The sequence below is a fragment of the Enterovirga rhinocerotis genome, assembly GCF_004363955.1.
In the GTDB taxonomy this organism is placed as follows: domain Bacteria; phylum Pseudomonadota; class Alphaproteobacteria; order Rhizobiales; family Beijerinckiaceae; genus Enterovirga; species Enterovirga rhinocerotis.
This window is the reverse complement of the sequence record NZ_SNZR01000011.1, coordinates 160,420-182,847: the sequence shown is the minus strand read 5'-3', so window position 1 is coordinate 182,847 and position 22,428 is coordinate 160,420. Positions and strand designations below refer to the sequence as shown.

The window sequence follows — 22,428 nt, the reverse complement described above, 5'->3', positions numbered from 1 at the left end:
GATGCATGAGTCGTGGCACGGATCATCGAGAGCGGTCTCTGGACGCGATCGACCGGCGCATCCTCAACGAGTTGCGTCGGGACGGCCGGCTGACGGCGGCGGAGCTCGGCCATCGCGTCGGCCTTTCGTCGAGCCCGTGCTGGGCGCGCGTGAAGCGCCTCGAGGAGAGCGGCATCATCGAAGGCTACGCGGCCCTCGTGAACCAGACCAAGGTCGGACTCCCGGACACGATCCTGATCGAGGTCTCGCTGATGCACCACGACGAGGACCTGCTAAGCCGCTTCGGCGAGGCGCTGGCCGGGATGCCGGAGGTGCTCGAAGCCTATCTCGTGACCGGCGATTACGACTACCTCATCAAGGTCGCCGTCGACGGCACCAGCGGCTACGAGCGCTTCCTGCGCGAGAGGCTCTATCGCATCCCCGGCATCCGTCAGAGCCGCTCGCTCTTCGCGCTGCGCTGCCTGAAGCGCGAGGTGTCGGTCGCGGTGTGAGCCGCGCCTCTGCAGCCGATCGTTAAGGCCGCAGAATTTCCCGCATATCCGCATTGACGCGGAACGATCTCCTGCCTTAGGAGGAATCGCCAGCAAAGTTCGGCAAGAAACGCTGCGAGCCTCCTCCTATGATCGCCGTGGGAGGATCGCCATGCATATCGAGCTCGAACTCGTCGACGCCTTCGACGGACTGACCCGCATCCTGCAGGTTCTTCGCCTGTCGGAATGCCGCATCCTCGGCCTCGACGTGACGCCGGCCGGCACCCGCTTTCGGGCCGTCCTGGCCATGGAAGCAGACGACGAGCGCAGCCTCCTCGTCCGGAACAGGCTCGGCGGGATCATCGGCGTGACCGTTCTGCGATCTGACGCGTTGAACTCGGTCGCGGCTGCGGCATAGCGCGAGACGGAGGACCCGGCCCATGCCCTCGACCTCACCCTCCCTTCACATCCCCGAGCCGAAGCATCGCCCCGGGGCGAGCCACGATTTCTCGGACATGCGGCCGCCCCCGGCCGGATTGCTCGATCGCCCCGCCATCGACATCTCGGCCGGCCAGGCCGAGCCCCTCGCGAGGGGCCTCGTGCGGGTGCTCAACGAGCAGGGCGAGGCGGTGGGCAGCTGGGATCCGAAGCTCGACCCGGACAGGCTCCGCGGCGGCCTGAAATCGATGCTGACGACGCGCGCCTATGACGACCGCATGATGCGGGCCCAGCGCCAGGGCAAGACCTCGTTCTACATGAAATGCACCGGCGAGGAGGCGGTGGCGGTCGGCGCGGCGCTCGCGCTCCGGCCGGACGACATGCTGTTCCCGACCTATCGCCAGCAGGGCCTCCTGATCACGCGGGGCTGGCCGCTCGTCGACATGATGTGCCAGGTCCTGTCGAATTCCCGCGACCGCATGAAGGGACGGCAGCTTCCGGTCTTCTATTCGAGCAAGGAGGCCGGGTTCTTCTCGATCTCCGGCAATCTCGGCACGCAGTTCAGCCAGGCCGTCGGCTGGGCCATGGCGGCCGCCTACAAGAAGGACAGCCGGATCGCGGCAGCCTGGATCGGCGAGGGCGCGACGGCCGAAGGCGACTTCCACCACGCCCTAACCTTCGCAGCGGTCTACAACGCGCCCGTCATCCTGAACGTCGTCAACAACCAGTGGGCGATCTCGTCCTTCCAGGGCATCGCCGGCGGCGAGAAGGCGACCTTCGCCTCGCGCGGCATCGGCTTCGGCATCCCCTCGATCCGGGTCGACGGCAACGACCTTCTCGCCGTCCATGCCGTCACCGCCTGGGCGGCCGAGCGCGCCCGCGCCGGGCTCGGGCCGACGCTGATCGAGCATTTCACCTATCGCCAGGCCGCCCATTCGACGAGCGACGATCCGACCCGCTACCGCCCGGCGGACGAGCCCGAGCACTGGCCGCTCGGCGATCCCGTCGACAGGCTGCGCGGCCACCTGACCGTCAGCGGGCACTGGTCGGAGGCGCAACACGAGGCCTTCATTACCGAGACCTCGGAGGAGGTCCGCGCCGCGCTTCGCGAGGCCGAGAGCTACGGCACCCTGACGGACGGCCCGTCCGTCAGCCCCGCCACGATGTTCGACGACGTCTTCAAGGAGATGCCCTGGCACCTCCGCCGGCAGCGCCAAGAACTCGGATACTGACCAGTTGGGATACTGACATGCCGTCGATGACCATGATCCAGGCCCTCAACTCGGCCATGGACGTCCTGCTGACGAAAGACCCCGACATCGTCGTGTTCGGCCAGGATGTCGGCTATTTCGGCGGCGTCTTCCGCTGCACGGACGGGCTGCAGAAGAAGCACGGCGTCTCGCGCGTCTTCGACACCCCGATCGCCGAAGCCGGCATCCTCGCGACCGCCGTCGGGATGGGCGCCTACGGGCTGCGGCCGATCGCCGAAATCCAGTTCGCCGACTACATCTATCCGGCGACCGACCAGCTGATCTCGGAGGCGGCCCGCCTGCGCTATCGGTCCGGCGGCGAATTCACCGCCCCCATCGTCGTTCGCGCCCCGACGGGCGGCGGCATCTTCGGTGGCCAGACGCACAGCCAGAGCCCCGAGGCCCTCTTCGCCCATGTCTGCGGGCTGAAGACGGTGATCCCGTCCAACCCCTACGACGCCAAGGGCCTCTTGATCGCGGCCGTGGAGGACGACGACCCCGTGATCTTCTTCGAGCCGAAGCGCCTCTATAACGGCCCCTTCGACGGCTTCCACGACCGTCCGGTCAAGCCGTGGTCGCAGCACGCGGCGAGCGAGGTGCCGGAGGGCTATTATTCCATTCCCCTCGGCCAGGCCGCCATCGCGCGCGAGGGCTCGGCCGTCACCGTCATCGCCTACGGCACGATGGTCCATGTCGCGCTCGCCTCGGCGGAGGAGGAAGGGATCGACGCCGAGGTCATCGACCTACGCACGATCCTGCCGCTCGACATCGACACGATCGTCGCCTCCGTGAAGAAGACCGGCCGCTGCGTCGTGGTCCACGAGGCGACGCGGACCGGCGGCTTCGGCGGCGAACTCATCGCGCTCGTGCAGGAGCATTGCTTCTACCACCTCGAGGCGCCGATCGAGCGCGTGACCGGCTGGGACACGCCTTATCCGCACGCGCTCGAATGGGATTACTTCCCCGGTCCGAAGCGCGTCGGGGCCGCCCTGCGCCGCGTGCTGGAGGCTTGAGATGGCACGCTACACCTTCAAGCTTCCGGATGTCGGCGAGGGCACGGCCGAGGTCGAGATCACCGGCTGGATGGTCAAGGTCGGCGACGTGGTCGAGGAAGACCAGCCCATCGCCGACGTGATGACGGACAAGGCCACGATGGAGCTGCCCGCGCCGGTCGGCGGCCGGATCGTCGAGCTGCACGGCGAGGTCGGCGAACGCCGGGCGGTCGGATCGGCGCTGGCCGTGATCGAGACCGATGCCGAGGCGGTCCAAGAATCCGAGACGCGGGCCGATCCCGAAGAGGCCGCACCCGCGGCCGTTCCGGCTGTGCCGGCGCCTCCCCGACCGGCCCCGATCGCGGAGCCGGCCTCCGCCCCTCGCCAGCCCGTCGCAGCCCGGCCCGCCGCCCCGTCGGGCGCCTCTTCGCGATCCTTCGGCGAGAAGCCGATCGCCTCCCCGGCCGTGCGCCGCCTCGCCTGGGAACTCGGCATCGAGCTCCAGTTCGTTCCTGGAACCGGGCCGGCCGGCCGCATCACGCGCGAGGATGTCGAGGCCTATCGCGACGCGCAGGGCGGTCCATCATCCGCTCGCGGGACGAGCCGCCGCGCGCCCCGCACCGGGGTCGAGGAGGTCAAGGTCGTCGGGCTGCGCCGCGTGATCGCCGAGCGGATGCAGGCGGCGAAGCGCCAGATCCCGCATTTCTCCTATATCGAGGAGATCGATGTCACGGCGCTGGAAGACCTGCGCGTCGCGCTGAACGCCGAAGCGCAGCCCGGTGCCGCCCGCCTGACCCTCCTGCCCTTCCTGGTCCGTGCGCTCGCCGTCGCCCTGCCCGGCTGGCCGCAGATCAATGCGCGCTTCGACGACGAGGCCGGGATCGTCACCCACCACGCCGGCGTCCATGTCGGCATCGCGACCCAGACGAAGGGCGGCCTCGTCGTTCCGGTCCTCCGGCACGCCGAGAGCCTGACCCTGCGCGAGAGCGCCGCGGAGATCGCGCGGCTCGCCGGAGCCGCCCGCGAGGGCAGCGCCACTCCCACCGAACTCGGCGGCTCGACGATCACCATCACGAGCCTCGGGGCGCTCGGGGGCCTCGCGACGACGCCCGTCATCAACCGGCCGGAGGTCGCCATCGTCGGCGTCAACAAGATCGTCGAGCGGCCCGTCGTGCGCGGCGGCGCCATCGCCATCCGCAAGATGATGAACCTCTCCTCCTCCTTCGACCATCGCGTCGTGGACGGATGGGACGCGGCCGAATTCGTCCAGCGCCTCCGGGTCCTGCTGGAACAACCGGCCCTGCTCTTCGCGGAGGGCGAATGATGAGCGAGGAGATCCGCGCCGACGTCCTGGTGCTCGGCGGCGGCCCCGGCGGCTACGTCGCCGCCATCCGCGCCGGGCAGCTCGGGCTCGACACGATCCTCGTCGAGGCCGACCGTCCCGGCGGGACCTGCCTCCTGCGGGGCTGCATCCCCTCGAAGGCCCTGATCCATGTGGCGGCCAAATTCGCCGGGATGGAGCATGCCGCCCGCGAGCCCGCGCTCGGCATCGGCCTGTCGGGGCCGCCGACGATCGACCTCGCCGCGACCATGCTCTGGAAGGACGGCATCGTCGACCGGCTGAGCGGCGGCGTCACCGCCCTCCTGAAACGCGCCAAGGTGCGCGTGATCCGGGGCTGGGGCACGATGCGGGACGGCAAGACCTGCGAGGTCGCTGAGGCGGACGGCTCGACGACGACCGTGCGAGCCGGATCGGTCGTGCTGGCGACGGGGTCGGAACCCGCCGCCCTGCCGAGCCTGCCGTTCGGGCCGAAGATCCTGTCCTCGACGGAGATCCTGTCGCTCCGGGAGCGGCCGCGACGCCTCGCCGTCGTCGGCGCCGGCTATATCGGGCTCGAACTCGGCACCGTCTTCGCCAGGCTCGGCACGCAGGTCACGGTGATCGAGGCCGCCGATACGATCCTGCCGGGCTTCGATGCCGAACTCGCGGCCCCGGTCGCCCGCTGGCTGGAGGCGGCCGGCGTGACGCTGCATCTCGGCACCAAGGCATCGGGATTTCGGGAGACGGAAGAGGGGGTCACGCTGGCTCTGGCTCGCGGGGACGGCAGCGTGGAGGAGCTTACCGCCGATCTCGTCCTCGTCGCGGCCGGGCGCCGCCCGCGCATCGGCGGCTGGGGGCTCGATGGGCTTCCGATCGACCGGGATGGCCCCTTCGTCAGGGTGGACGAGACCTGCCGCACCTCGATGACCGGCGTCTATGCCATCGGCGACCTCGTCGGCGAGCCGCTGCTCGCCCACAAGGCCTCGGCCCAGGGCGAGATGGTGGCCGAGGTGATCGCCGGCCGTCGCCGCCGCTTCGCGCCCGCCGCGATTCCTGCGATCTGTTTCACGGAGCCCGAGATCGTGAGCGTCGGGCTATCGCCCGCCGAAGCCGCCGCGCGCGGGCTGAAGACCAAGGTCGGGCGCTTCCCCTTCGCGGCGAATGGACGGGCGCTGACATTGGAAGGCGGCCGGGACGGCGGCTTCGTCCGCATCCTCGCGAACGCGGCCGATCACCGCGTCATCGGCGTGCAGGCGGTCGGCACCCATATCTCGGAACTGTCGGCGGCCTTCGTCACCGCCATCGAGATGGGCGCGGTGCTCGACGACGTCGCGGCCACGATCCAGGCTCACCCGACCCTCGGCGAGGCGTTCCACGAAGCTGCCCTTGCCGCGCTCGGCCACGCCATCCACGCCTGAGCGCCGGACGCTCAGGCCGACAGCGCGAATTCCAGCAGCAGGGTTCGCTGGAGCGGGTTGAAGTTGTCGTCCGAGATCAGGGTCAGGACGGTCTCGCCCGTCGTCCGGTCCCGGGTGATGGCGATCCCCTCCATGTTGTCGATCGCGTATCGGCGGTCGACCTCGAGCAGAACCTCCCCGTCGAGGACGGCGTCCGGCCTGATCGCATCGCGGGGAATGCGGCGGATGCGGCAGCCCACGCCGGCGAGCGGGGAGAAACTGCGCTCCAGCAGGAGAAGCTCCCCGGAGGGCAGGAACGCCGCATCGGTGACGTTGAACACACCGCTTCGGCCGACGCGGAACGAAAACCGGTTCTTCCCGGTCAGGACCCAGCCCGGCGACGGATCCTCTTCCCCGGACGCAGCCGCCTCCGCGAAGGCCAGGAGGGCGCCCGCCAGCGGGTGGCCGGACGGCGCGACGGCGAGCGCCTCGATCCCCTTGTTCGCGGGCTGCATCGCGATCTCCGGCGGCAGCGCGATGGGGCGTCCACGCGCCGAGGTGCCCGCTCCCGCCCAGTCGAAGCGCAGCACCTGGTGCACCCGCTCGATGCCGACGAAGGCGACGCCGTCCACGATCGCGAGCGCCTCGCAATCATGCGCTCCCGTGCCACGAAGCGGAGCGCCATCCTGCCCGAGGACGGGCGACAGGCGCGCGTCGTCGAGCCCCGCCAGCGCGCCGCCCTCGTAACGGATCGCCGCCGTGAACCATTGGCCCCGGTCGGTGACGGAGACGAGCCTCGATCCGCCCGGATCACGCCAGAGGGCCGACAGGCCGCCGAAGCCGCTGGTCGACGAGCGAACATCGAGCCCCGAGCGGAAAGTCAGCGCGCCGAACCTCCGCTCGGACGGGTTTGCCGGATCGAAAGCGGAGATGGGCGTCGCGCCGATATCCAGCCGGACGGCGACGTCCGAGCCGGCGCGGCGATGCTGCCACCAGCAGTAGCCCGCTCCGGCAAGAGCCGCTCCTCCGAGGCCGAGGCGAAGCAGATGGCGTCGTGTCGGGCGCATGCGGTCCGGCGGGGCGATGAGGGAGGGCCCTGATGGCCCGGCCGCGCCGCGATGTCCACGCCCGGACAGAGGGGCGCCGGCCGCCGACTTACGTCCAGCTCGCCCCGGCGCTTCCGAGCGCGCTCGCCGGCAGATCCCAGCGCAGCGGAGCGCCGTCGACGAGGCAGGCGGGGCGCAGCCGGCGCGCCGGCCCCCAGGACGTGTCCTCGATCGCCTCGCTGAAGTCGGGCGGTCCGGGCGGCGCCAGCGGCTCCTGCGGCGCGGCGGTCAGGGAGGCCAGGAGGGTGGCCGTCCGGGCGAGCGAGGCACGGGTCGAGGACCCGGCCCCAGTCGCGAGGCGCCGGGTCACGCCGCGGATGGCCGCCGCCGCCATGATGTAGCCGGTCGCGTGGTCGAGCGCCTGGACCGGGAGCGGCACGGGACGGTCCGCCCCCGCCCGGCGCATGCCCGTGTCGGCGATCCCGCAGCTCATCTGGACGAGGCTGTCGAAACCGCGACGCCCACGCCACGGGCCGGTCCAGCCATAGGCGTCGAGCGAGACCTCGATCAGGCCGGGGCGCAGCGCGCGCCTGCGCTCCTCTCCCAGCCCGAATCCGTCGAGCGCGCCGGGGCGGTAGCCGTGAACGAGGATGTCCGCGCCGGCCAGCAGGCCTTCCCAGAGGCGCCGGGCCTCCGGATCGCGCAGGTCGAGACGCGCGCATCTCTTGCCGAGACAGACGTCCGGAACGACCCCCGGCTCGTCCCAATCCGGCGGATCGATCCGCAGCACCTCCGCGCCGAGGCCCGCGAGGAAGCGCGTCGCGACGGGCCCTGCGAGGACCCGCGTCATGTCGAGAACGCGAAGGCCGCGAAGCGGCCTGTCGGCGGCGGGCTGCCAGCCGAAGGCCGAACCAGGCTCGCCCTCGCCGTGATGGACCAGGGGCTCCGCCGCGACTGCCGCGCCCTGGGGATGGCGAGCCCAGTCGGCCTCGGCGCGCATGCGCCCCGCCGCACCGCCGCGCGCGACGATCGCGGTTTCGAGATCGTCCGCGGACCAGCGCCGCACGGCCCCCGCGACGGCCTCCTTCTCGCCCGGTGCGCCCAAAACCGCGAGCGCGGCCGCCCGATGATGCGGCGCGTTGGTATGCAGCTTGATCCAGCCGTCGGCCGCTTCGTAATCGCCGGCGATGGCGTCCCAGGGCGCCGCCATCTCCCAGCCGCGCGGCTCGATGGCGCGCCCGAACCACAGCGATGAGAGGCGACGATCCACCTCCACACGACGCGGCCGTCCGTCGTGGACGGATAGCAGCTCGGCGGCGGCGAGGCCGGCGGAGGCGGTCGATGCGGCAGCGAGGTCGCTCACTGCGAACCACGAGGGAAGAGCACCATCGCCCCGGAAGGACACCCGCTCCGCATGCCCGGCCGGGCCGCCGAGCGCCGCCCAGATCGATGCGAGGGCCAGCCTCGCCGCCGGTGGTTCGCTCATGGCGCTCCGTTCATGCCGCGACCGTCTTCCGCCTCAGTATCCCCCGGCGCGGCGCGAAGAGGAAGGCCGCGACGAACTGGATGGCCTGGGCGAGCACGATGCACGGGCCCGTGGCGCCATCGAGATGGAAGCTCGCGAGGGTCCCGACCACCGCCGAGAGCACGGCCGAGCCCATCGCGACCGCGAGCACGGCGTCGAACCGCCGCGCGAGAAGGAGGCCGACGCAGCCGGGCGTGATCAGCATCGCGAGAACGAGCGCGAGGCCCACCGCCTGGAGCGAGGCCACCGCCGTCGCGGCGACGAGAAGGAGCAGGAGTTGCTCCAGCCAGCGCGGCGAGAGCCCGTTCACCCGCGCCTGGACCGGATCGAAGCAGAACAGCACGAAGTCGCGCCGCATGACGAGCACGACCCCGAGCGCCAGCGTGCCGAGGACCAGGGTCTGGACGAGATCGGCGGTCGTGATCCCGAGCAGGTTGCCGAACAGGATATGCGTGAAGTCGACATCGCCCGGAAAGGCCGTCACGAGGACGATCCCGAGCGCGAGGAAACCCGTGAACAGGATGCCGAGCACGGCATCCGGCTTGACGCGCGAAGTGGCGGACACGAATCCGGCCGCCTGGACGCAGAGGATGCCGCTCGCGATGGCGCCGAGCGCCATCGGCAGCCCCGCCAGCGCGGCGAGGACGATCCCCGGCAGGACGGCATGGGCCAGAGCGTCGCCGACGAGCGACCAGCCCTTCAGCACCACGAAACAGGAGAGCGCCGCGCAGACCGCACAGACGAAGGCGCCGACCAGCATCGCCTGGACCATGAAGCCGTGGCGAAGGGGTTCGATCAGGAGTTCGAGAGGCCCCATGGTCAGGCTCCGGCCCTCGCCGCTGCCCTTTTCCCTGCCCCCGCCGGCCGGCGGAAGCCGAGACGGTTCAGGAGGCCGTGCTTCGGCGCGAACAGCCAGGCGAGGAGGAAGGTGGCCGTCTGGAGCAGCACGATGCAGCCGCCGACCGCGCCGTCCAGGAAGAAGCTGGCATAGGCGCCGGCGACCGCTCCGACCCCGCCGATCAGCGGCGCGATCACCAGCATGCAGCCGAACCGATCCGTCAGCAGATAGGCCGTCGCGCCGGGCGCGATCAGCATCGCCACGACGAGCAGCGCGCCGACCGTCTGGAGCGCGGTCACGCAGGCGAGCGAGAGGAGCCCCAGCAGCAGCGCGTGCAGGACGCGGGTGTTCAGCCCGATCGAGCGGGCATGGAGCGGATCGAAGGCGTAGGCGAGAAGGTCGCGCCACATCGTGCCGATGACGACGAGGCAGAGGAGGCCGACGCCATAGACCTGCCAGAGATCGGAATCGGCGATGCCGAGCAGGTTGCCGAACATGATGGTCGTGATCCGCAGATGCGTCGGATACAGCGACACGAGAAGCAGGCCGGCGGCGAAGAAGGTGGTGAAGACGACCCCGAGCACGGCATCGTTCTTGAGGCTCGTGCCCCTCTCGACGAAGGCGATGCCCGCGACCGCGAGCACGGCGGCGACGGCCGCTCCGGCGACGAGCGGAAGGCCGAAGATCGCGGCCACCGCGACGCCCGGCACGACGGCATGCGACAGCGCGTCGCCGAGCAGCGACCAGCCCTTCAGGACGACGAAGCAGGACAGGAGCGCACAGAGCGCACCGACGGTGCCTGCGCCGAGCATGGCGTTGCGCATGTACTCGTAGGCGAACGGATCGAGCGCGGCCTCGAACATGCGTCAGCAGGCCGTTTCGGCGAGACGCGCCGATCGCGGGACCTCGCGCAGCGTGCCGGGGACGTCCTTCGGCGCGGCGAGCGAGGCGAGGCCGGGCGGCGGGCGGCCGAAGGCACGCGCGAGATTCGCGGGCGTGAAGGCGTCCGCCGTCGGGCCGGCCGCGATCACCGTCCCGCTCAGCAGCACGACATCGTCACAGAAATCCGGCACCGCGGCGAGGTCGTGGGTCGAGACGAGGAGCAGGTGCCCCGCCTCGCGCAGCCCCCGCAGGAGGCCGATGATCTCCTCCTCCGTCGTCTGGTCGACGCCGGTGAAGGGCTCGTCGAGGAGGATGATGCCCGCCTCCTGGGCGAGCGCGCGCGCGAGGAAGACGCGCTTTCTCTGGCCGCCCGAGAGCTCTCCGATCTGGCGCTCGCCGAAGGCCGCCATCCCGACCCGGTCGAGGCTCTGCCCGACGACGGCCCGGTCCGCCGGCGAGGGACGGCGCAGAAAGCCCATCCGTCCTTGCCGGCCCATCATCACGACGTCGCGGACCGAGACCGGGAAGGTCCAGTCCACCTCCTCGGATTGGGGCACATAGGCGACGGCGTTCGCCTTCTGCGCCGCGCGCACATCCTGCCCGCCGATCCGGACCTCGCCGCGAACCGGCCGCACGAAGCCCATGATGGCCTTGAACAGGGTCGACTTGCCCGAGCCGTTCGGCCCGACGAGGCCGCAGATGCGGCCCGCATCCAGCCGCAGCGTCACCTCGGACAGCGCGACATGGCCGTCCGGATAGGCGACGGAGAGGTCGTGGACCTCGATCGAGGGGGCCGGGCCGAGACGCGCCGCAGCATCAATTGCCAAGCTGGAAGCCCTTCACGATGGTGTCGGCATTGGCCTGGAGCAGCTTCAGATAGGTCGGCGCCGGCCCGCTTTCCACGGTGAGCGAGTCGACATAGAGCACGCCGCCGAACTTGGCCTTGGTCTCGCGCGCCACCTGACGCATCGCCTTGTCGCTGACCGTCGATTCGCAGAACACGGCCGGCACCTTCGCCTTGCGAACCGCATCGACGACCTTGCGGATCTGCTGCGGCGAGCCCTGCTCGTCGCTGTTCACCGCCCAGAGATACAGCTCGGACAGGCCATAGCCCTTGGCGAGATAGGAGAAGGCGCCCTCGCAGGTCACGAGCGTGCGCCGGTCGGCCGGAACCTGGGCGAGCCGGTCGCGGATCGGCGCATCGAGCGCCTTGAGCTCGGCGGAATAGCGGGCGGCATTCGCGGCATAGGCGTCGGCATTGGCGGGATCCACCTTCGACAGGGCCTTGCGGATGTTCTCGACATAGACGAGCGCGTTGGCGGGCGACATCCAGGCATGCGGATTGGGCTTGGCGCCATAGGGCCCCTCGGCGATCGCGATCGGCTCGATCCCCTCGGTCAGGATCGCGCTCGGCACGTCCTTCACCGACCCGAAGAACTTCTCGAACCAGCGCTCGAGCCCGAGCCCGTTCCAGAGCACGAGATCGGCGCTCTGCGCCTTCACGATGTCGAGCGGGGTGGGATCGTAGCCGTGAATCTCGGCGCCGGGCTTGGTGATCGATTCCACGATCGCCCGGTCGCCCGCGACGTTCTGGGCGATATCCTGGATGACCGTGAAGGTCGTGACGACGCGTTTCGGCTTCGTCTCCGCATGAGCGGCCCCGATCGACACGACGATACCCATGAGGGCGGCGGCAATCCGCGCCGCTCCCGTTCCCGTCCAACGCTTCAGCATCCCGATCTCCCGTGACGTGACGAGCTATCAGCACTTGCGACTTAATTGCAAGAAGAAAAGAACCGCGACGGGGGCCCTTGTCCGCCTGAGGCCTCGACAGCCCCCCGCCCGGCGGACGGTGCCGGGCTCTCCCGTCACAGGCAGAGGCTAACACCTCAGCACCAAGCCAGACGAGGCTCTGAGGGTCTTCGGGAATCGGAGCTACATCATCGGAGTCTCCGGCCATCGAAGCGATGCCGGACCTCGGCGGCCGCAGGCACAGCGGACGCGACCTGCCCGAGTCTGGCGCGGAGCGTATCCAGTATCGTGAAGAGGCAGACGGCTGCCTGCGCGGCCAAGGTCCCGTTCCTGCTCGAGCAGCAATGCCGGCCGTGATGCGCCCTTACGGTTCTTGCCTACGTCCCTTTCGCCGGCTGCGCGCTTGGCCTGGGCAGACCTGGAAGGAGGACCGAGGGGCCGGCACCTCGCTCCGGTTTCATCCTGGGCGACCGGAGCTCAACCATACCAGCCGTGCCGGTGGCGGCTGACGGATCACGGTGACGCGAGGGCTGGCCTCGCGGACGAGACGCCGGAAGCGAGAGGCGTTGCGCCGCCCCCATACGCCCAGGAAGCCCTCTCCTGTCTCATCGTTGCGGAAGAAGGCAGCCCCTCCGAAGGCCGCGACGAGACCGCCCTCCCCCTGCAGCCCTCCACCGCCGAACACCGAGACGACGAGCCCCGAGCATGCGGCGGCCACGAACGCGTCACCGGATGGGTGAAAGCCGGAGGATCGGAAAAGGAACACCATCGTCGGGTCTGCCATCGGCGGATGATAGCAGCGCCTGCAAAAGAGGGCGCCGCGCACGACCCGGATGGCGGCGGACCCGACCCACAGTCATCGACCCATCGCATGAATGGCCGTCGGCCGTCTGTGCGGGACATCGAGGCCATCTCAGACGCACGGCTCAAGCCGAAGCAGCTGATCCTTCTCGATGTTCGGTAGAGAAACGGCGGTGGCGCGGCCTACGGGAATCGAACCCGTCTTCCCAGCGTGAAAGGCTGGTGTCCTAACCGATAGACGAAGGCCGCATCGGGGCGCGCTGCGCCCGTGGCGGGCTGCTATAGGGGTTCCGCGCGCCGCGAACAAGCGCGCTGCGATATTTTTCCCGCGGGTTCGGCGTACCGCGGGGTTCACCAGCGGTAATAGGCGTCCACCGCCTTGCCGTAGCCCGCATCGGCGAACGCGTCCTCTTCCGCGCGATGATGGGGCGAGGCGACGAGCCTGTCGCGGTCGATATCGACGACGTAGCCGCCGAGCTGCACATCGTAGCGGAGCGCCCGCCATGGCAGCGGATGATGGCTCTCGCCGAGGCCGAGGAACCCGCCGAAGGCCATCACGACATAGGCGACCTGACCCGTCACCTTGTCGACCATGAAGTTCATGACCGTCCCGAGCTGCTCGCCCTTCGGATCGAAGACGGCCGTGCCTTCGACCTTGCTGGATGCGATGAGCCGCCGGCTCTCGTCGAGCTCGATCCCATCGCCGGACGGGTCGAGTTGCATCCCGCCGGCCGGCTCGAGATCCCGTTCGTTCGGCAGTTTCGTCGGCATCGCTCACCCCATCTCACCGCGTCATGCGGGTCAACGGCGGGAGCGGACCAAGGTTCGACGGAGCCTTGCCGGCCGGCTGGAAGGCCGGCCGCGACGCACGCCTTACGGGTTGATCTCGCGCGAGGTCGAAGCGAGGGAGCGCTGCAATGCGCGGGTCTCGCTGATCACGTCCCGCACGAAACGGATGAACGACATGTTCGTCTCCTCATGGCCGGATCTGCCAGGCATCCGCCTGGCGGCATGCCGATCCAGCTCTCAGACGAACGGAATATGGCCCTCATGCTGCGACGCAACAATGATGCTGCGGCGCAGTGAGCCATGCGCCAGACGCATGGCGCTTTTCACACCTCGCTAACCCGGGCTGTGCGCGACGGCTATTCCATCTTGATGCCGGCCTCCGACACGACCTTGCTCCAGCGCTTGACCTCGGAGGAGACCAGGGTGCCGAACTCCTTCCCGGTGACGTCCGGGACGTCCGAGCCGTTCTTGGCCCATTGCTGCTTGATCGAGTCGGTCGCGAGCGCCGCACGCACTTCCTTGATCATGCGATCGACGACGGGCTGGGGCGTGCCCTTCACGGCGAAGAGCGCATACCAGGTCGCCACCTCGAAGTTCTTCACTCCGGCCTGTTCGGCGGTCGGCACGTCGGGGAATGCCGGAACGCGCTCGGGCGACGTCACGGCGAGGGCCTTGATCGTGCCGCCCGAGACCTGCGGTGCAGAACTGCCGAGGCCGTCGAAGGCCATGTTCACCTGGCCGGCGACGAGGTCGACCATGGCCGGGCCGGCGCCGCGATAAGGCACGGGCCGGATCTTCGTGCCCGTCAGGAGCTTGAACAATTCGCCGGCCAGATGATGCGTCGTGCCGACACCGGCGTGGCTGTAGGTCAGCTTGTCGGGATTGGCCTTCGCATAGGCGATCAGCTCGGCCAGGGTATTCGCAGGCGTCTTCGGGTGAATGACGACGGCATGAGGCGGGCGCGAGATCAGGGCGACGGGAATGAAGTCCTTCTCGATGTCGTAGGTCAGCTTCGGATAGATGGCGGGCGCGATGGCATGATGCGTCGCGCCGACGAAGAAGGTGTATCCGTCCGGCTCGGCGCGCGCAGCGGCGGCCGCTCCGGCCGTGCCCCCTGCCCCGGCCCGGTTCTCGACGATGACGCGCTGGCCGAGCTGCATGTCCAGTTGCTGGGCGATCGGCCGCGCGAAGGCGTCCGTTCCGCCGCCTGCCGCGAAGGGGACGATGAGCGTGACCGGCCGGGTCGGCCAGCTATCCGCCCTTGCGCCCCCGGCTGCCAGAGCCGCCCCCATACCAGCGAGCACGACGGCTCGCATCGCCTTTGCGATCATTCGATCCTCCCGTTTCGCCGCTCGAACGGCGGCTTTCCTTCTCATCGGCCTAGCGGACAGGGCGTCATCCGCAAAGACGACGATGGTCGGAGGCGGGCGCAGTTCGGAACGGTTCGAAAAGCGCTTGGAGGGGCGGCCTCCGGCATGCCATCCTGCCGCGGACGGGCTGGCGCGACGGTCGCCGCAATCGGAGAGATGCGATGTACGCGTTCGACTATCTCAGGCCGGCGAGCCTGACCGAGGCCGTCGCCATGTTGGCCGACAACCCGGAGGGCAAGGCGCTCTCGGGCGGCCATACGCTCATTCCCGCGATGAAGCTGCGCCTGACCGGCCCCGCGGCACTGGTGGATCTCAACGGGCTCGCCGAATTGCGGGGCATCAAGCTCGAAGGCGACACGCTGATCATCGGCGCTCTCTCGCGCCATCACGAGGTCGCCAACTCGGATGTGGTGAAGCAGGCGATCCCCGTCCTCGCCGAGATGGTCGGCACGATCGGCGATCCGGCCGTCCGTCATCGCGGCACGATCGGCGGCTCGCTCGCCAATAACGATCCCTCCGCCGATTATGCGGCCGCGGCCATGGCGCTCGGCGCGACCGTCGTGACCGACAGGCGGCGCATCGCCGCCGACGACTATTTCCAGGGCCTCTTCACGACGGCGCTCGAGGAGGGCGAGATCGTGACGGCCGTCGAGTTCCCGATCCCGAAGCGGATGGGCTATTCGAAGTTCCGCAATCCCGCCTCTCGCTATGCGCTCTGTGCCGTTTGCGTGGCGCAGACGGCCTCGGGCGAGACGCGCGTGTCGGTCATCGGCGCGGGCGCCGACGGCGTCTTCCGGGCGAGCGCGTTCGAGGCGGCGCTCGCCTCCGACTTCTCGGCCAAGGCGCTGGAGGGCCTGAGCGTTCCCCCGGACGACATGGCCTCGGACATCCATGCCGACCAGGACTACCGCGCCCACCTCGTCGGGGTGATGGCGAGGCGGGCCGTCGCGGGGGCTAAGTAGCGACGCAGCCGAGGCCGCTGGCGCGGCTCGGTGCGCGGCACGCCAGGATGACGACCGCGAGACGCGCTGGCTTGCATCCGGCGGCGCAATCTGTGACCGCTCGCGCATGAGCGTCACCTCCCTCCCCGCTTCGATCGACGAGACGCAGGCCCTGCTCGAGCGGGCAGGCTACGTCTCGGACCGTGCGCTCTCGACCGTGCTCTTCCTGTCGCTGAAGCTCGGCCGCCCGCTCTTTCTGGAAGGCGAGGCGGGCGTCGGCAAGACGGAGATCGCCAAGGTCCTCTCGCGGGCGCTCGGACGCAAGCTCATCCGGCTGCAATGCTACGAGGGGCTCGACATCGCCTCGGCCGTCTACGAGTGGAACTATGCCGGCCAGATGATGGCGATCCGGCTCGCCGAGGCGGGCGGCACGGTCGACCGCGACGCGCTCGAATCCGACCTCTTCTCCGAGCGCTACCTCGTGCGGCGGCCGCTGCTGGAGGCTCTCCAACAGCAGGAGGGCGGCCCGCCGATCCTCCTCATCGACGAGCTCGACCGCACGGACGAGGCCTTCGAGGCCTTCCTCCTCGAGATCCTGTCCGACTTCCAGGTGACGGTGCCCGAATTCGGCACGATCCGGGCCGAGGCGCCCCCGATCGTCATCGTGACCTCGAACCGCACGCGCGAGATCCACGACGCGCTCAAGCGCCGCTGCCTCTACCATTGGGTCGGCTATCCGGACGCGGGACGCGAGCTCGCGATCCTCTCCCGGCGCGTGCCGGGCGCGAACGAGCGGCTGGCGCGGGAGGTGGTCGGCTTCGTGCAGGCGATCCGCGAGAAGGAGCTGTTCAAGGCGCCCGGCGTCGCGGAAACCCTGGACTGGGCCCAGGCCCTCGTCGAGCTCGACGCGGTCGCGCTCGACCCGGCCCTCGTCGGCGACACCCTCGGCGTGCTCCTGAAATACCAGGACGACATCGCCCGGATGGCCGGCTCGGAGACGAAGAAGGTCCTGGACGGCGTTCGGGCCGAGTTGACCATGGGGTGAGGTGCAGGGGAGGTTGATCATTCCCTCAACCTCCTCATGCTGAGGCGCTCGCCGTCGGCGAGCCTCGAAGCACGCACGACTGCTCCGCAGCCACCTCAGGATGAGGAAAGTCGCGTTCAACCCAAGGAGGAGACCATGGCAGAAGACCGCAAGGCGATCGAAGAGGCGATCCAGACCTATCTCGACGGACTCTACGAGGGTGACGCGGACAAGCTCGCCTTCGTCTTCCATCCGACCAGCGCCCTGACCTCCGAGCATGAGGGCCAGGTGCAGATCCTGCCGCGCGACGCCTGGCTCGACGCCGTCCGCAAGCGGCCCTCGCCGCAATCGAAGAGCCTCGCGCGCGCAGACGAGATCCTCTCGATCGACCAATCTTCCGCGACCTCGGCCTTCGTTAAGGTCAAGTGTCAGATCCCGCCGCGCTACTTCACGGATTACCTGAGCCTGCTCAAGATCGACGGGCGCTGGGTCGTCGTGCAGAAGATTTTCACGGCGCGGGTCGAAGAAGCCGCCGCCGCCGCCAACGCGGCATAGGGGCCTCGTGAGCGGACACCTCGCCGACAACGTCGCCCTGTTCGGCCGCGCCCTGCGCGCGGCCGGGCTGCCGCTCGGGCCCGGCGCGGTGATGGACGCCGTCGTCGCGGTCGAGGCGGCCGGGATCGGGCGCCGCGAGGACCTCTACTGGACGCTCCACAGCGTCTTCGTCACGCGCCACGAGCAGAGCCAGGTCTTCGATGCGGCCTTCCGCATCTTCTGGCGACGGCGCGGCTTCGTCGAGAAGCTGCTGGCCGAGATGTCCCCCGTCGCGCCGGGCGAGAAGGCCAAGGAGAAGCCGAAGCCCGGCGAGTCGCGCGTGCTGGAGGCGTTCCGCCCCGACCAGCCGAAGCGCGAGGAGGAGGTGATCGAGCGCGAGATCTCGGCCCGCCTCACCACCTCCGACCGGGACGTCCTCAAGGAGCGCGACTTCGCCCAGATGAACGCCGCCGAGATCGCCCGCGCCCGCCGGATCATCGCCGATCTCGCTCTGCCGGACGATGCCCGCCCGACGCGCCGGCTTCGTCCCGATCCGCGCGGCCGCCTCGTCGACCTCCGCCGCAGCCTGCGGGGCTCCCTGCGGAATGGCGGGGCGACGATCGACGTCGAATTCCGCTCGCGGCGCGAACGTCCGCCGCCGCTCGTCGCCATCGTCGACATCTCGGGCTCGATGGCGGAGTATTCGCGGCTCTTCCTGCATTTCCTGCATGCCCTCGCCGAGAAGAGGCGACGCGTGCACAGCTTCGTCTTCGCGACGCGCCTCACCAACATCTCGCGCGAACTCGCCCAGCGCGACCCCGACGACGCCCTCGCCCGCGCGGCCTCGCGCGTGAAGGACTGGGAAGGCGGCACGCGCATCGCCTCCGCCCTCCGCGACTTCAACCGGCTCTGGTCACGGCGCGTGCTCGGCCAGGGCGCCGTCGTGCTGCTGTTCACCGACGGGCTCGAACGCGAGGTCGATTCCGACCTCGCCTTCGAGATGGACCGGCTGCACCGCTCCTGCCGCCGCCTTGTCTGGCTGAACCCGCTGCTGCGATTCGGCGCCTTCGAGGCGCGGGCGGCGGGCATCCGGGCCATGCTGCCGCATGTCGACGAGTTCCGCCCGATCCACTCCCTCGCCTCGATGGAGGATCTGGTACGGGCTCTTGCACCCTCCGCCCCGTCCTCGGCCGATCCGGCCCGCTGGCTCAAGGCTGCCTCGTGACCCCTCTCGTCTTCGCCACCGCAGCGCTCGCCGAGATCGCCGGCTGCTTCGCGGTCTGGGCCGTCCTGCGGCTCGGCGCCCCAAGCTGGTGGCTTCTGCCCGGCTTCGCGAGCCTCCTCGCCTTCGCCTGGCTGCTGACGCTCGTCGACGCCCCTGCCGCGGGCCGCGTCTACGCGACCTATGGCGGCATCTACATCGTCATGTCCCTGGTCTGGATGTGGCTCGCCGAGGGCTTCCGGCCCGACCGCTGGGACCTGACCGGCGCCGCCGTCTCTCTCGCCGGCGCGGCGATCATCCTCTTCGGCCCACGGGGCGGGTGAACGCGAGCCTCGCTTCGACCTCGCCCGGCATCTATCTTAGAAGGCCGACAAGGAGGCTTCGCATGCTTTCCACCGACAGCGACATCCTGAAAGCCGCCGAAGGCTGGCGGCGCGAGGGGCGCGGCGTTGCGCTCGCGACCGTGATCGAGACCTGGGGCTCGGCGCCCCGTCCGGTCGGCAGCCATCTCGTGATCGACCACGACGGCAATTTCCTCGGCTCGGTCTCGGGCGGCTGCGTCGAGGGCGACGTGCTGACCGAAGCGGCCGATGCGATCGAGGACGGCAAGCCGCGCATGCTGGAATTCGGCGTCGCGGACGAGACGGCCTGGCGCGCCGGCCTCTCCTGCGGAGGGCGGATCAAGGTCTATGTCGAGAAGCTGGGCTGAGACGATGACATCCGATCGACGGGCGGCCGCCTAGATGGACCTCTCCCTCCTCTCCGCGCTCAACGCAGAGCGCGAGGCGCGGCGCGCCGCGATCCTCGTCACCGAGCTTGCGAACGGGCGCCAGCGCCTCGTGCGCGAGACCGAGGCCGAGGCCGAACCCATGTCCGACGAGCTGCTCGAGCGCCTGCGGACGGGCCGGAGCGGCACGGTCGAGCGCGACGACGGCGCGCTCTTCCTGAACGTCCATCTTCCCCCCGTGAAGCTGATCGTGATCGGCGCGGTCCATGTCAGCCAGGCCCTCGCTCCGATGGCGCGCGAACTCGGCCTCGACGCGACGATCGTCGATCCGCGCACCGCCTTCGCGACGCCCGATCGCTTCCCCGACGTGCCGGTCATCGCGGAATGGCCGCAGGACGCGCTGCCGAAGCTCGGCGGCTTCGACCGCTATACCGCCCTCGCCTGCCTGACCCATGATCCCAAGATCGACGACCAGGCGCTCCTCCCGGCGCTCCAGGCCGAGTGCTTCTACATCGGCGCGCTCGGCTCGCGCCGGACCCATGCGAAACGCATCGAAAGGCTGGAAGCGGCCGGGATCGGCGCGGAGGCCATCGCACGCATCCATGCGCCGATCGGCCTCGATATCGGTGCGGTGACGCCGGCTGAGATCGCGGTCTCGATCCTCGCCGAGATCGTCGCCGAGCAGCGCCGCGACCGGCGGCGCGCGCCTCAGACCCGGCCGGCCTCGTGAAATTCGGCGTGATCCCCGTCGGCGAGGCGATCGGTGCCATCGCCGCCCATAGCGTGAGGGCGGAGAGCGTCGCCTTGCGCAAGGGGCAGCCGATCTCCGCCGAACTCGCCTCCGCGCTCCGCGCCGCCGGGATCGAGACGGTCGTCGCCGCGCGGCTCGATCATGGAGACGTGAGCGAGGATGCCGCCGCCGGCGGCCTCGCCGTGACCCTCGCCGGGATGGGCGTCCGGGTCGAGCCGCCCTTCACCGGGCGGTCGAACCTCTTCGCCGAGCGGCCCGGTATCCTGCTCGTCGATTCCCGAACGGTCGACGGCATCAACGCGATCGACGAGGCCATCACCGTCGCGACCCTTCCGACCTTCAAGCCGGTCGTCGAAGGCGAGATGATCGGCACGGTGAAGATCATCCCCTACGGCATCGAGAGCCGGCTCCTCGGCCAGGCGATCGGCGTGGCCCATTCCGGCCGGCCGCTCGAGATCGCGCCGTACCGCCTGCGCCGGGTCGGCGCGATCTCGACGCTGACACCCGGCTTCAAGATCGGCATCGTCGAGAAGACGCTCAGGGTGTTCGGGGAGCGCCTGGCGCCGGCGGGGGCGGGACTCGTCGCGGCCTCGGCCTGCGCCCATGCGACCGATGACTTGCGCGAGGAACTCCTGTCGCGGATCGACGAGGTCGAGTTGCTCGTCGTCTTCGGTGCCTCGGCCATCGCCGACCGCCGGGACGTGATCCCGGCGGCGATCGAGGCCGCGGGTGGGCGGATCGAGCATTTCGGCATGCCGGTCGACCCGGGCAACCTGCTTCTGGTCGGCGAGTTGCGCGGCAAGCCCGTCCTCGGCGCGCCCGGCTGCGCGCGCTCGCCGAAGGAAAACGGCTTCGATTGGGTGCTGACTCGCCTCCTCGCAGGCCTGCCGGTGACGCGGCGCGACATCACGGCGATGGGCGTCGGCGGCCTCCTCATGGAGACCGTCTCGCGCGGGCAGCCGCGCGCCGGCGGCGCGCCGGATGAGACGACGGACCCGGACGAGGAGGACGAGCGATGAGCGTCGCGGCCATCGTGCTCGCCGCCGGGCGCGGCACCCGCTTCGGTGCGACGCCGAAGATGCTCGCCGCCTTCGAGGGCAAGCCGCTCGTCTGCCGGGCGGCCGAGGCGGCTCTCGAGAGCGAGGCCGCACCCGTCATCGTCGTGGTCGGCCACGAGGCGGAGGCGGTCTCGTCCGCGCTCGCGGGCCTCGATGTGGTGATCGTCGAGAACCGCGATTATCGCGACGGTCTGTCGACCTCCCTGAAGGCCGGCTTCGCGGCTCTGCCGGAGGAGGCCGAGGCGGCCGCGATCCTGCTCGGCGACATGCCGCAGATCGGAACCGCGCTGGTCGATTGGCTGATCAAGGCCTGGCGCTCGTCCGGCCGCCCCGCCGCGCTCGTCCCGACCTTCGAAGGGGTGCGCGGGAACCCGACGATCCTCTCGATGGCGCTCGCGCCCGCCATTGCCGGCCTGTCGGGCGATACGGGCGCCGCGAAGCTGCTGCGCGGCATCCCAGACGTCGTCGAGATCGAACTCGGGGACCCGGCGGTCGCCCGGGACGCGGATACGCCGCAGGATCTGGCGGACCTCGCCGAGGCTCAGGCGAGCACGACGCCGACCAGGACCGCCGAATAGAAGGCCGCGCTCGCGACCAGGACGAAGCCGTGCCAGACGGCGTTCTGGAACCGCAGGCCGTGCCAGACGTGGAAGACGATGCCGGCGGCGTAGGTCAGTCCGCCGACGACCATGAGGACCAGGGTCGGGGTCGAGAGCGCCTTCGCCACCGTCTCCCAGGCGAGCACGCCGCTGAAGCCGAGGAGCAGATAGGCGGCGATGGCGGCCCGGTCGAACCGGCCCGGCAAGGCCAGCTTCAGCGCCGCGCCGCCGATCGCGACCACCCAGACGCCGACGAAGACGGCGAGCGCCATGCCCTCCGAGGGCACGCGGGTCATGAAGGGCGTGTAGGTCGCCGCGATCAGGATGAAGATCGAGGCGTGGTCGACGCGGCGCAACCGCCATTTCGTCGGCGAGATCGGCCACATGTTGTAGGCGGCCGACACGGCGAGCAGCATGACGAGACCGGCCGCATAGACGACGACCGCCGCGATCTCGCCGGCAGGAAGCCGCAACGCCGCGAGCGCGATCAGGACCGCCGCCCCGCCGAGCGCGAGCACGAGACCGACAGCGTGAACCACGCCATCGGCGATCAGTTCCGCGCGGCTGTAGCGCCAGGCGACGTGAAGGGGACGGCCATCGGCATCGAACATCGGCCCTCCCTCCCACGAAAGGACGGCCAAGCTTAGGCGACGTCCGTGCCAAGTCGACCCCTCGGGACAAAAACCATTCTCGACAGCCCG

At 70.0% G+C, this 22,428-nt stretch carries 24 protein-coding genes and 1 tRNA gene; 15 read left to right on the top strand and 10 right to left on the bottom strand.

Annotated elements, in window-relative coordinates; translation table 11 throughout:
• Positions 1-5: 5 nt before the first annotated feature.
• From EV668_RS01410 to lpdA, 6 genes are all read left to right on the top strand, one after another.
• Positions 6-491 carry an Lrp/AsnC family transcriptional regulator gene (locus tag EV668_RS01410; RefSeq protein ID WP_133768074.1) on the top strand — a complete coding sequence of 162 codons (486 nt, stop codon included), beginning with the start codon at positions 6-8 and terminating at the stop codon, positions 489-491.
• A gap of 151 nt (positions 492-642) precedes the next feature.
• Entirely contained in the window at positions 643-888 is a 246-nt protein-coding gene (locus tag EV668_RS01405) for a hypothetical protein (RefSeq protein ID WP_133768073.1), read from the top strand.
• Positions 889-910: 22 nt separating this feature from the next.
• Positions 911-2,140, top strand: coding sequence for a thiamine pyrophosphate-dependent enzyme (locus tag EV668_RS01400; RefSeq protein WP_133768072.1), 1,230 nt, complete (start codon positions 911-913; stop codon positions 2,138-2,140).
• 17 nt (positions 2,141-2,157) lie between these two features.
• Complete coding sequence (locus tag EV668_RS01395; protein ID WP_133768071.1) at positions 2,158-3,171, top strand: alpha-ketoacid dehydrogenase subunit beta; 1,014 nt, start codon at positions 2,158-2,160, stop codon at positions 3,169-3,171.
• 1 nt (position 3,172) lies between these two features.
• Positions 3,173-4,474: a dihydrolipoamide acetyltransferase family protein gene (locus EV668_RS01390; RefSeq protein WP_133768070.1), complete on the top strand. Its 1,302-nt coding sequence runs from the start codon at positions 3,173-3,175 to the stop codon at positions 4,472-4,474.
• Positions 4,474-5,889 carry a dihydrolipoyl dehydrogenase gene (lpdA, locus tag EV668_RS01385; protein ID WP_133768069.1) on the top strand — a complete coding sequence of 472 codons (1,416 nt, stop codon included), beginning with the start codon at positions 4,474-4,476 and terminating at the stop codon, positions 5,887-5,889. Before EV668_RS01390 ends, lpdA begins: the two co-directional genes overlap by 1 nt.
• An 11-nt stretch (positions 5,890-5,900) precedes the next feature.
• On the opposite strand, the gene EV668_RS01380 is transcribed toward lpdA, so the two are convergent.
• The 9 genes from EV668_RS01380 to EV668_RS01340 form a co-directional block, all read right to left on the bottom strand.
• Entirely contained in the window at positions 5,901-6,935 is a 1,035-nt protein-coding gene (locus EV668_RS01380) for an esterase-like activity of phytase family protein (protein WP_133768068.1), read from the bottom strand.
• 88 nt (positions 6,936-7,023) lie between these two features.
• The gene (locus EV668_RS01375) at positions 7,024-8,400 is read right to left on the bottom strand and encodes a CoA transferase (RefSeq protein WP_133768067.1); all 1,377 of its coding nucleotides are present in this window, start codon (positions 8,398-8,400) and stop codon (positions 7,024-7,026) included.
• A gap of 10 nt (positions 8,401-8,410) precedes the next feature.
• The gene (locus EV668_RS01370; protein ID WP_133768066.1) at positions 8,411-9,256 is read right to left on the bottom strand and encodes a metal ABC transporter permease; all 846 of its coding nucleotides are present in this window, start codon (positions 9,254-9,256) and stop codon (positions 8,411-8,413) included.
• Between the two features lie 2 nt (positions 9,257-9,258).
• Complete coding sequence (locus EV668_RS01365; protein WP_133768065.1) at positions 9,259-10,140, bottom strand: metal ABC transporter permease; 882 nt, start codon at positions 10,138-10,140, stop codon at positions 9,259-9,261.
• Positions 10,141-10,143: 3 nt separating this feature from the next.
• Positions 10,144-10,980 (bottom strand): metal ABC transporter ATP-binding protein, encoded by an 837-nt coding sequence (locus EV668_RS01360; RefSeq protein ID WP_133769924.1) that lies wholly within the window; start codon positions 10,978-10,980, stop codon positions 10,144-10,146.
• Positions 10,976-11,893 (bottom strand): metal ABC transporter substrate-binding protein, encoded by a 918-nt coding sequence (locus tag EV668_RS01355; protein WP_133768064.1) that lies wholly within the window; start codon positions 11,891-11,893, stop codon positions 10,976-10,978. Before EV668_RS01355 ends, EV668_RS01360 begins: the two co-directional genes overlap by 5 nt.
• A gap of 993 nt (positions 11,894-12,886) precedes the next feature.
• Positions 12,887-12,961, bottom strand: a tRNA-Glu gene (locus EV668_RS01350).
• Between the two features lie 102 nt (positions 12,962-13,063).
• Positions 13,064-13,483: a PRC-barrel domain-containing protein gene (locus EV668_RS01345; protein ID WP_133768063.1), complete on the bottom strand. Its 420-nt coding sequence runs from the start codon at positions 13,481-13,483 to the stop codon at positions 13,064-13,066.
• 374 nt (positions 13,484-13,857) lie between these two features.
• A complete protein-coding gene (locus tag EV668_RS01340; RefSeq protein WP_133768062.1) occupies positions 13,858-14,832 on the bottom strand; it encodes a Bug family tripartite tricarboxylate transporter substrate binding protein in 975 nt (324 codons plus the stop codon).
• Positions 14,833-15,032: 200 nt separating this feature from the next.
• Between EV668_RS01340 and EV668_RS01335 the strand changes: the two genes are divergently transcribed.
• The 9 genes from EV668_RS01335 to EV668_RS01295 all read left to right on the top strand — a co-directional run bounded on the left by EV668_RS01335 (position 15,033) and on the right by EV668_RS01295 (position 21,706).
• Positions 15,033-15,833: an FAD binding domain-containing protein gene (locus EV668_RS01335; RefSeq protein ID WP_133768061.1), complete on the top strand. Its 801-nt coding sequence runs from the start codon at positions 15,033-15,035 to the stop codon at positions 15,831-15,833.
• Between the two features lie 106 nt (positions 15,834-15,939).
• Positions 15,940-16,857, top strand: coding sequence for an AAA family ATPase (locus EV668_RS01330; RefSeq protein ID WP_133768060.1), 918 nt, complete (start codon positions 15,940-15,942; stop codon positions 16,855-16,857).
• Between the two features lie 135 nt (positions 16,858-16,992).
• Complete coding sequence (locus tag EV668_RS01325) at positions 16,993-17,391, top strand: nuclear transport factor 2 family protein (protein WP_133768059.1); 399 nt, start codon at positions 16,993-16,995, stop codon at positions 17,389-17,391.
• 7 nt (positions 17,392-17,398) lie between these two features.
• Positions 17,399-18,595, top strand: a complete 1,197-nt coding sequence (locus EV668_RS01320) for a vWA domain-containing protein (RefSeq protein WP_133768058.1) — start codon at positions 17,399-17,401, stop codon at positions 18,593-18,595.
• Entirely contained in the window at positions 18,592-18,915 is a 324-nt protein-coding gene (locus EV668_RS01315) for a YnfA family protein (protein WP_133768057.1), read from the top strand. The genes EV668_RS01320 and EV668_RS01315 overlap by 4 nt, the downstream gene beginning before the upstream one ends.
• A gap of 62 nt (positions 18,916-18,977) precedes the next feature.
• Entirely contained in the window at positions 18,978-19,301 is a 324-nt protein-coding gene (locus tag EV668_RS01310; RefSeq protein WP_133768056.1) for an XdhC family protein, read from the top strand.
• A 34-nt stretch (positions 19,302-19,335) separates the two neighbouring features.
• Positions 19,336-20,049 carry an XdhC family protein gene (locus tag EV668_RS01305; protein WP_133768055.1) on the top strand — a complete coding sequence of 238 codons (714 nt, stop codon included), beginning with the start codon at positions 19,336-19,338 and terminating at the stop codon, positions 20,047-20,049.
• The gene (locus EV668_RS01300) at positions 20,046-21,089 is read left to right on the top strand and encodes a molybdopterin-binding protein (RefSeq protein WP_133768054.1); all 1,044 of its coding nucleotides are present in this window, start codon (positions 20,046-20,048) and stop codon (positions 21,087-21,089) included. Before EV668_RS01305 ends, EV668_RS01300 begins: the two co-directional genes overlap by 4 nt.
• Positions 21,086-21,706: a nucleotidyltransferase family protein gene (locus EV668_RS01295; RefSeq protein ID WP_133768053.1), complete on the top strand. Its 621-nt coding sequence runs from the start codon at positions 21,086-21,088 to the stop codon at positions 21,704-21,706. Before EV668_RS01300 ends, EV668_RS01295 begins: the two co-directional genes overlap by 4 nt.
• Here the strand turns inward: EV668_RS01295 and trhA are convergent.
• Positions 21,670-22,338, bottom strand: a complete 669-nt coding sequence (gene trhA / locus EV668_RS01290) for a PAQR family membrane homeostasis protein TrhA (RefSeq protein WP_133768052.1) — start codon at positions 22,336-22,338, stop codon at positions 21,670-21,672. The genes EV668_RS01295 and trhA overlap by 37 nt on opposite strands.
• Between the last annotated feature and the right edge of the window lie 90 nt (positions 22,339-22,428).